General features: G+C 41.3%; 9 protein-coding genes and 1 tRNA gene. 3 read left to right on the top strand and 7 right to left on the bottom strand.

The window, feature by feature from the left end; all coding sequences use genetic code 11:
• The first annotated feature begins 163 nt into the window (after positions 1-163).
• Entirely contained in the window at positions 164-1,138 is a 975-nt protein-coding gene (gene pfkA / locus HP439_RS15695) for a 6-phosphofructokinase (RefSeq protein WP_172391281.1), read from the top strand.
• Between the two features lie 56 nt (positions 1,139-1,194).
• Here the strand turns inward: pfkA and HP439_RS15690 are convergent, their stop codons facing one another.
• From HP439_RS15690 to HP439_RS15675, 4 genes are all read right to left on the bottom strand, one after another.
• Positions 1,195-2,334 (bottom strand): TlpA disulfide reductase family protein, encoded by a 1,140-nt coding sequence (locus HP439_RS15690; RefSeq protein ID WP_172391280.1) that lies wholly within the window; start codon positions 2,332-2,334, stop codon positions 1,195-1,197.
• 30 nt (positions 2,335-2,364) lie between these two features.
• Positions 2,365-3,177 carry a TPM domain-containing protein gene (locus HP439_RS15685; RefSeq protein ID WP_246229385.1) on the bottom strand — a complete coding sequence of 271 codons (813 nt, stop codon included), beginning with the start codon at positions 3,175-3,177 and terminating at the stop codon, positions 2,365-2,367.
• 7 nt (positions 3,178-3,184) lie between these two features.
• Positions 3,185-3,622, bottom strand: a complete 438-nt coding sequence (locus HP439_RS15680) for a TPM domain-containing protein (RefSeq protein WP_343043555.1) — start codon at positions 3,620-3,622, stop codon at positions 3,185-3,187.
• 76 nt (positions 3,623-3,698) lie between these two features.
• Positions 3,699-4,277, bottom strand: coding sequence for a LemA family protein (locus HP439_RS15675; RefSeq protein WP_172391279.1), 579 nt, complete (start codon positions 4,275-4,277; stop codon positions 3,699-3,701).
• A 453-nt stretch (positions 4,278-4,730) separates the two neighbouring features.
• On the opposite strand from HP439_RS15675, the gene HP439_RS15670 reads away from it, so the two are divergent.
• Positions 4,731-6,272 carry an NAD(P)/FAD-dependent oxidoreductase gene (locus HP439_RS15670; RefSeq protein WP_172391278.1) on the top strand — a complete coding sequence of 514 codons (1,542 nt, stop codon included), beginning with the start codon at positions 4,731-4,733 and terminating at the stop codon, positions 6,270-6,272.
• A gap of 97 nt (positions 6,273-6,369) precedes the next feature.
• Positions 6,370-6,442 (top strand) — tRNA-Gly (locus HP439_RS15665).
• Between the two features lie 245 nt (positions 6,443-6,687).
• Here HP439_RS15665 and sufD read toward each other — a convergent pair.
• The 3 genes from sufD to HP439_RS15650 all read right to left on the bottom strand — a co-directional run.
• Positions 6,688-8,025: a Fe-S cluster assembly protein SufD gene (gene sufD, locus HP439_RS15660; RefSeq protein WP_246229384.1), complete on the bottom strand. Its 1,338-nt coding sequence runs from the start codon at positions 8,023-8,025 to the stop codon at positions 6,688-6,690.
• A 10-nt stretch (positions 8,026-8,035) separates the two neighbouring features.
• Positions 8,036-8,794, bottom strand: coding sequence for a Fe-S cluster assembly ATPase SufC (gene sufC / locus HP439_RS15655; RefSeq protein WP_172391277.1), 759 nt, complete (start codon positions 8,792-8,794; stop codon positions 8,036-8,038).
• Between the two features lie 66 nt (positions 8,795-8,860).
• Positions 8,861-9,410, bottom strand: a 550-nt coding sequence (locus tag HP439_RS15650; protein WP_172391276.1) for a SufD family Fe-S cluster assembly protein, incomplete at its 5' end; no start/stop codon positions are given.

Here is a 9,410-nt window from a genome sequence, read left to right as displayed (position 1 = left end):
GGAAACATTCAACAGTAATTCCCAGCCCTTATATGTAATCGTTGACACGGAGGGTAATGTACTCCTCCCCCCAAGTGGTGCAAACTATGATATAGCATCCTATGCTGAATACTTAAAACAAGGAATAGAAACTTTTAAAAAGAAATAATCAATCTTAAACAACATGAAGACGATAAAAAATATTGCGGTACTAACTTCGGGTGGTGACGCACCAGGAATGAATGCGGCTATACGTGCAGTAGTTCGAGCTGGACTTTATAATAATTTGAATGTTTTTGGAGTTCGCCGAGGTTACGACGGACTAGTCCATGGAGAAATTTTCCCAATGGACGCTAAATCAGTAGCTAACATTATTCAACGTGGAGGCACGGTACTAAAAACAGCTCGAAGCGACGAATTTAGAACAATAGAAGGACGTCAAAAAGCATATGAAAAGGTAAAAGAATTAGAAATTGACGCGCTCGTTGTTATCGGCGGAGACGGGACATTTACCGGGGCGTCAAAATTTATCGAAGAATTTGATATTCCTGTCATGGGAATACCTGGAACTATAGATAATGATCTAGCCGGCACGGACTTTACCATAGGTTACGATACTGCGATTAATACAGTAGTAGACGCTGTTGATAAAATTCGTGACACAGCAGAATCGCATGATAGATTATTTGTCGTGGAAGTCATGGGCCGTGATTCAGGACTAATCGCCCTCCGTTCGGGAATAAGTACAGGAGCCGAGGCTGTACTAATCCCAGAACTCAAAGTTGATTACGACGCAATAATGAAGCGTTTAGATAAAACTCGAAAGAACAAATCCTCGCGCATCATCATAGTCGCCGAAGGTGATCAAGAAGGTGGATTAGTAGTTGCAGAGAAAATACAAGAGAACTTCCCGCACTATGACGTACGCCTTTCTATACTTGGACATATCCAACGGGGAGGAAAGCCAACCTGCATGGATCGTGTTCTAGCTAGTCGATTAGGAGTAGCTTCTGTCGAAGGCCTTCTGGAGGGTCGTCGCGGAGAAATGGCTGGCTTAATCTGTGGGCAAGTAAAATACACACCGTTTGGAAAAGCTATTAAACACATCGATAAGATTAACGAGAATCTTACACGTATCGTAGAAATCCTTTCATTATAAAAAAGATAGGGCTGATTATATAATCAGCCCTATCTTATTAAACCGTTTTCTAAATCTTAATTTAACACCTCAGTCAATTTTTTCTCAAGCTCTTCTCCTCGCAAATTCGAACCCACTATTTTACCTTCAGGATCAAGCAAATAGTTTTGTGGAATACCTCGAATAGAATAGAGCTCCACCACTGGTGAATTCCAGAATAGGAGATCAGAAACATGCGGCCACTGTTCAAGCTTGTCTGTTGCGATGGCCGCAATCCATTTATCTTTTTCGTTTGGTTTGTCTAGCGACACACCCAAAACTGTAAAATTTTTGTCCTTAAACTTGTTAAAGGCGGCAACAACATTTGGATTTTCGGCCCGACAAGGACCACACCAACTAGCCCAAAAATCGACCAGCACATACTTCCCGCGTAGGGAAGAAAGCTTCAGTTCTTTCCCTGCAGTATCTGGCAAGGTAAAATCTGGAGCTACGGCCCCAACCGCTAATTTCCCCATAGTCGCAATCTTTTCTCCTAAACTTTTACCTAACGTTGTCGACTTTAAATTCCCTCCGAGTTTATCATACGCAGGTCGAATAAATGAAGTGATATTTTCAGGAGATGCTAATTCTTCTAATATCGTTAACGAAACATAACTATCGGGATTATTGTGCACAAAACCTTCATTAATAGCCGTTTGCTTTTTGTAAAGACCCTCCGCTTTACTGCGTAAAGATGCAATAAACTCCTCATCTTCTTTCTTTTCCTCTGGAGCAGCAGCAAACTCCGCATCCAGAGCTTCAAATTCCTTATTGATAGGCAATAAAGAGGTTTTATACTTCGTAAAGTCTTCGTTAATACCATTCCCTGAACTAACAGCACTTGCAAAATCATCACCTGTTAATTGAATTACTCCTTTCGATAAAAACAAAACATTCATCGGAGGGCGTTCCTCACTTTCCCGTAACTCGGTCATCGTTGCACCACTGTTAGATAGAAATAAAACGGCCTGTACGGGTTCAGATACCGAGCCCAGATATTTAAAAGCACCATCTTTGACATTTACCGAGTCTATCACCCCTTGACCGTTATCACGGTATTGGATAAAAATCTTTGCATTTGTAGAAGTGCCACCAATTTTTCCATTTAAAGTAAAATCTTGTTGCGCGAAAATCGCTATCGGAGAAACAGCCAACGCTGCTAAAATTATTTTTTTCATTTATACATTTTTTATATTCAATACCATCTATTACCAACTACCGCTAGATCCACCTCCACCAAAGCCACCGCCCCCGAAACCACCAAAACCGCCGCCACCGCCGCCGAATCCACCGCCACCGCCGCCGCCGAATCCACCTCCGCCACCTCGTCCCATTCCACCGAGCAGCGTCCACCAAAATAGATCGGAAGAACCTCTTCCCGTCATCACTTTTCCGCCGCCTTTGCCGCCACCACCTTTTGAAACTAAGGATATAATAATGATGACAATTATAACAATAACTATAATCGGGACACCCCCTCCTTCACTAGAGCGCTCGCGGGGATCAGCCTTATATTCTCCTTTGGCATACGCAATAATCGCGGTTGTCGCATTATCAAGACCTTGGTAGTAATTCTCTCGCTGAAAAGACGGCTTTATTTCCCGTTGAATTATCCGGTAAGTTATGATGTCCGGCAACACACCCTCCATACCGTAACCCGTTTGAATAGTTACAGCCCGGTCGTCAATTGCCGCTAGGAGCATAATACCATTATTGTATTTTTTTCCACCAACGCCCCATTTTTTTGCCAACCGTACCGCATAATCACCCACTTCATATCCTTCAGTCGTATTGACTAACACCACAGCAATTTGAGTGGAGGTAGAATCTTCATAAGCCAAAAGCTTTTGCTCTAACTGTTGCCTATCAGAAGCACTAAGTACTCCTGCAAAATCAGAAACCAGTTGAGTAGGCGCCTCGGGAAGGTTTTGGGCTGGCAGTGAAAACACGGCGTGAAGTAAAACCATCAATACGACGATCAGTTTGCCTGTTTTTATTTTTTTTAATTTAAATTGAAACATCTATATGTTAGTTATTTCCGTAATAAATATCATCAGGGAGTTCGTTTATATCATCGTTCTTCCTTGGGAAAAATGCCTGAAGCTTTTCTCCAGCGTCATGTATGCCTGCAATCAATCCATCAGCAACCTGATCCTGTTTGAAAAAGGAGAGCATGTGTTCCTTGGTTTCATCCCAAAAGTTTACAGGTACTTTCGTATTAATACCATGGTCCCCGATAATGGCAAATTTATGATCATCCACCGCCAAATATATAAGCACGCCATTTTTAAGCACTGTCTCATGCATCTTTAATTTCTTAAAAAATGCCACAGCAGCATCCATCGCCGTGTCGCCTGAGAGCTTTCTATCCACCACAAGCCGGATCTCACCTGATGTCTTACTCTCGGCCACGCTTATAGCCTGAACGATACGATCTTGATCTTCTGTTGAAAAAATTTCCATCATCTTCTAAATTAAAAAAGATGAATGAGCCGTTCGAAAAAACGTCCCAGTTCATCTTCAAATTATCATTCAATACGCGTTAAAATGCTACAGTTGGCGCCTTGTCGGCACCTTCAGTCGCTTTAAAAGTACCTTTAGCCTTGAAACCAAAGATTCCTGCCATAATATTGTTTGGGAAACTTCTCACAGTAGTATTATAATCTTGAACAGCCTCATTATATGCACGCCGTTCCACAGATATTCTATTCTCTGTACCTTCCAATTGCACCTGAAGCTCTTTAAAGTTTTCGTTTGCTTTCAAATCTGGGTAAGCCTCAACGCTCACCAACAAACGGCCAATTGACTGAGACAAAGCGTCTTGGTTCTGTTGAAAGTTAGCGATCGCTTCTTCAGAAAGATCATTAGGATCAACCGTTACCGACGTCGCTTTCGCTCTAGCCTCCGTAACCGCCGTCAACGTACCTTCCTCGTGCTCCGCTGCCCCCTTAACCGTAGCCACTAAATTTGGAATAAGATCAGCACGACGCTGATAAGCATTTTCTACTTGAGCCCATTTCCCTTTTACATTTTCATCCTTTGACACCATTGTATTATAGCCACAAGAACTAAACGATAAGGCCGTAAATAAACCAACTAAAGCAATCAATAATCTTTTCATATGCAATAAATATCCTTAAAAACTATGTTACAAATAATAAGATCCTTCTATGAGAAGGATAACTTGAATCATTACAGGCTCCCCTGACAGATATAATTCTCATCCGGTTGCTTGTCACAACCGGACAACACGAATATACGAAAATTGTTAAAACTCTAGGTCTGCAAAAAAGAAAGATTATTTAGCGCTGACGCTATTGCACTAGCCTACCAAAATTTGCCCTATCATCTCGGATAGATCATTCATTTCCATATGTACACCGAACCCCTAAAACTTTCCAAATTGATACATGCGAGCGAGGCGTACTTCCTACCAACTCGTCCCTCTATAGCATCTCTATTAAAGAGCCGTGGGTTTTCCAGACGTTCTACAAATTGCCAATCCGAAGCTTCAAATTGGTCTGCAATACTTAACTTTGTTAAAACTTTTGGGATAGAAACCCAGCAAAAAAATATGCAAAAAGAAATAGAGATTGCGCTAGCCCCTGAAAATTTAAATGACTCGGAACATCTAACAGCCCTAATAGCGAAGCAGCTAAAGGTGGAGGTTAACCGCATTAAAGGATTTCATATCCGTAAACGGTCGATAGATGCGCGCGGTAAACAGGTCGTATACAGACTGCGCATAGTTTGTGCTATCGACGAAATTTTGACACCCTCGGTTTTCACGCGAACAACAAAATCAGTACACGGCGCCACGCCTGTCATCATTATTGGCGCAGGTCCTGCCGGTCTTTTCGCTGCATATCGTTGTCTTGAACGTGGCCTTCGACCTATTGTCATCGAGCGCGGAAAGATGGTTCAGGAACGCAGAAGGGATCTAGCAAAAATAAATAGAGAAGGTTACGTGAATCCGGAGTCCAACTATTGTTTCGGAGAGGGCGGAGCAGGAACCTATTCAGACGGAAAATTATATACACGTTCAAACAAGCGGGGCGATGTGCAGAAGGTATTGGAAATATTCGTTAACCACGGTGCAACGGAAGACATTTTAGTAGATGCCAGACCACACATAGGAACGAACAAACTTCCACATATAATTGAAGACATAAGAAATACCATTCTCGAACACGGAGGAGTCTTTAAATTCGATTGCAAAGTTGAGCAAATAACCACCGAATTTGATCAAGTAACTGGAGTCATTACATCTCAGGGCGAACAGGTCGAGGCTAGCCATGTCGTTCTGGCAACCGGTCATTCTGCACGGGATATCTTTGAACTATTTCGTTTAAATGGCTGGAAATTGGAACCCAAGCCATTCGCTCTGGGGGTGCGCATTGAACATCCTCAAGAAATAATCGATCAAGCACAATACCATTGCAAAACTCGTCCCGAAAACCTTCCTCCCGCGTATTATAGCTTGGTTGAACAAGTCGATGATCGCGGTGTTTTTTCTTTTTGTATGTGTCCAGGGGGAGTTATAGCCCCCTGTGCAACAGATCATAATGAAATCGTGGTAAATGGCTGGTCTCCATCAAAGCGTAACAATCCACATGCGAATTCCGGCACCGTCATTCAAATTAATCTGGAGGATGTTCCCGACGCTTTAGATAACTCATTTGCATTACTTAATTTTCAACAGGAAATCGAGCAAAAAGCATTTGAAATTGGAGGGGGTAATCTGGTAGCGCCTTCACAACGAATGGTAGATTTTGTACAAAAAAAAGTATCCAACTCGTTACCGGAAAGTTCTTATAAACCGGGCACAAGAAGTGTTGACTTAAATGAAGTTCTTCCAAAATTCGTTCATCAGGCCCTGCGTAGCGCCTTACCTCGATTTGGCGATAAAATGAAAGGATATTACACAAACGAGGCTATCTTGGTAGGAGTTGAATCCAGAACCTCCTCTCCCATACGCATTCCACGCGATAAAGAAAGTTTGCAACACCCACAAGTCAAAGGACTTTACCCCTGCGGTGAAGGAGCCGGCTACGCAGGAGGCATTGTGTCTGCTGCGATTGATGGAATAAACTGCATCAATGCAATAGGGGACTAATCCCCTCTCAATTGGGCCTAAAGCTGTTTAAACCTTAAATATTTTAAAAATAGTGTTGACAAAAATCGTAGGTTTTAGTACCTTTGTAACACGATCAGCGAAAGTAGCTCAGTTGGTAGAGCACAACCTTGCCAAGGTTGGGGTCGCGAGTTCGAATCTCGTCTTTCGCTCGAACAATCTCTTGGAAACCAAGAGATTGTTTTTTTAAATACCCACTCGTTTTTAAATAAAATTTCGCAGGTAACTATTAATAAAACACCCGCCTTCCAAATAAGATTTCCCCTAAATGTCCTTTCTAATTTGAAAATCGTTCTTATGCCAAAAAATAGCAAAGCTAGTTTCTTATATTTCTGAAACCAGCTTTGCTATTTTCATATACAACTCCCGAAAGAAGAGTTATCAACTACTAGTTTTTTTAAGACAGGCCCTTTGCTACCAAGCCTTCGACATACGTACGAATGACTGCATTAGAGAATCGGGAAGTTACATCAAATGCAAACGCATGTACTAAGAGAATACGTGCAGATTCCTCTCCAATACCCCTTGCGCGAAGATAAAATAGCGCCTCATCATCAAATTGTCCCATTGTACAACCATGAGAACACTTAACATCATCTGCAAAAATCTCTAATTGCGGTTTTGTAAAGACCGTGGATTTGTCTCCAATTAACATGTTATTGTTTTGTTGGAATGCGTTTGTTTTTTGCGCATCTTCACGCACAAATATTTTTCCGTTAAACACAGCTGTTGATTCGTCTTGCGGAATATTTTTATACCACTCGTACGACTCGCAGTGTGGCTTCAAGTGATCTACCACCGTATGGTTATCTACAAATTGCTTGTTATCAGTTAAATTGATTCCATACAAATGAGACTCTACATTTTCAGCATCTAAACGAACATTTATATTATGCCGAACAAACGAAGCTCCGGGAAGATTACAGTTATAGTTATTGTATAAACTGTATTTTTCCTGATAAATTTCCGTATGATGGATATAAGCACTGGAGGATTCTGCGGTCTGCAAATAATAATGTTGCATTTTCGCGTTCTCTTGTACAACAATTTCCGTTACCTTATTATGAAGATTGGGGGCTGATCCCTGCTGTGTAACAAAAGACTCTACAACCTCAATCTCCGCACTAGGCTCCACGACAATTAGGTTACGAGTCTGAGCGAAGAACGGAGACTCACCAGCGGCAATATGGATGATGTGAATCGGTTTGGAAACAACCTTACCGGCAGCAACGGATATATAAACACCTGAAGTCTGTAACGCAGTATTTAACTGAACTAAAACATTATCGGTTTTGTCCGCGTACTGCGCATAATGTTTTTGGAAATTCGTTTCACCGTACGCTTCGTCGATAGGCTTTACCACTAAGCCAACCTCATCTTCCAAGGATGAAAAGGCCAATATATACTGACCATTTACCAGTACGATACGGTGGGCGTCAAGACTTGGTATATCTGCTAAACTAGCGTCTATCCTATCAACATCTGTCTCCACATTAAGCACGTAAGGCTTATTGACCAAACTATGAAGGTTGGTATATTTCCATTCCTCATTTTTTACAGTGGGGAAGCCTTCCTTCTGAAAGCGTTCGAAAGCCTCACGACGTAAGTCCGCCAATTCAGATTTTACTTGAAACGTTTCTGACTCTTCAAAAGAGTTAACTAACTGTTGATATAATGATTCTGCAACTAATGTACTCATGTTATTTTTTGTCAATCCGTCAATTAAATTACCCATAGGAATCTAATTAAACAGTTTGCGTGTCATACTCTTTTAACCAATCGTAACCCTTTTCTTCAAGCTCCAAAGCAAGTTCTTTAGTACCTGTTTTTACAATTCGACCATTGTATAACACGTGAACAAAATCTGGAACGATATAATCCAATAATCTTTGATAATGGGTAATCACAACAAACGCATTGTCTTTAGAGCGCAATTGATTTACTCCGTTTGCTACAATCCGAAGGGCGTCGATATCTAATCCAGAATCTGTCTCGTCTAGAATAGACAATTTTGGATTCAACATCGCTAACTGAAAGATCTCGTTACGCTTTTTCTCCCCGCCGGAAAACCCCTCATTCAATGAGCGGTTCGCTAAGTTTGCAGAAAATTCAACTAATTTTTGCTTCTCTTTCACAAGTTGTAAGAATTCCTTTGCTTCCATTGGTGGCAGACCTTTGTACTCGCGAATATCATTCACGGCCGTTCGCAAAAAATTAATATTGGAAACGCCTGGGATTTCAACTGGATATTGGAAAGCCAAGAACAAACCCTCACGAGCACGCACTTCGGGAGCAAGATCCAATAGATCAACACCATCTAGCATTGCTGTACCATCTGTTACTTCATAGGAATCTCTTCCTGCGAGCACATTTCCCAAAGTACTTTTACCAGCACCATTGGGTCCCATAATCGCATGAACTTCTCCAGCTTTCACTTCTAGGTTCAGTCCTTTTAAAATCTGCTTATCTTCAACAGACGCGTGTAAATTCTTAATTGTTAACATTATATTTTACCTATTGTGTAGAAGCCTAAAATACATTTAGTTTTTTTGCCTCTCTTTATTTAAATTTTATCCTACTGATCCTTCTAACGAAATCGCTAATAATTTTTGCGCTTCAACGGCAAATTCCATCGGTAACTGATTCAAAACTTCTTTAGCGTAACCATTTACGATCAAACCAACTGCTTTTTCCGGATCTATACCTCTTTGATTCAAATAAAAAATTTGATCTTCACCAATTTTTGACGTTGTCGCCTCGTGTTCTAAGAGAGCTGTGCGGTTCTTATTTTCGATATAAGGAAACGTATGGGCTCCACAACGATCACCAATTAACAAAGAATCACATTGCGTGAAGTTTCTCGACTTATCGGCGTTTGGACCTATTTTAACAAGCCCTCGATAACTATTATGACTCTTACCCGCAGAGATCCCCTTGGAGACAATTTTCGACCGCGTATTCTTTCCCAAGTGAATCATTTTGGTCCCGGTATCTGCAACTTGCATGTTTCGTGTCATTGCAACAGAGTAAAATTCTCCTACAGAATTATCCCCTTTTAAAATAACTCCTGGGTATTTCCATGTGATAGCAGAACCAGTCTCCACCTGCGTCCAAGAAATT

The organism is Sphingobacterium shayense, from assembly GCF_013179575.1.
Classification (GTDB): domain Bacteria; phylum Bacteroidota; class Bacteroidia; order Sphingobacteriales; family Sphingobacteriaceae; genus Sphingobacterium; species Sphingobacterium shayense.
Note: the sequence above shows the minus strand (reverse complement) of the source record. Positions and strands in the feature narration are given on the sequence as shown.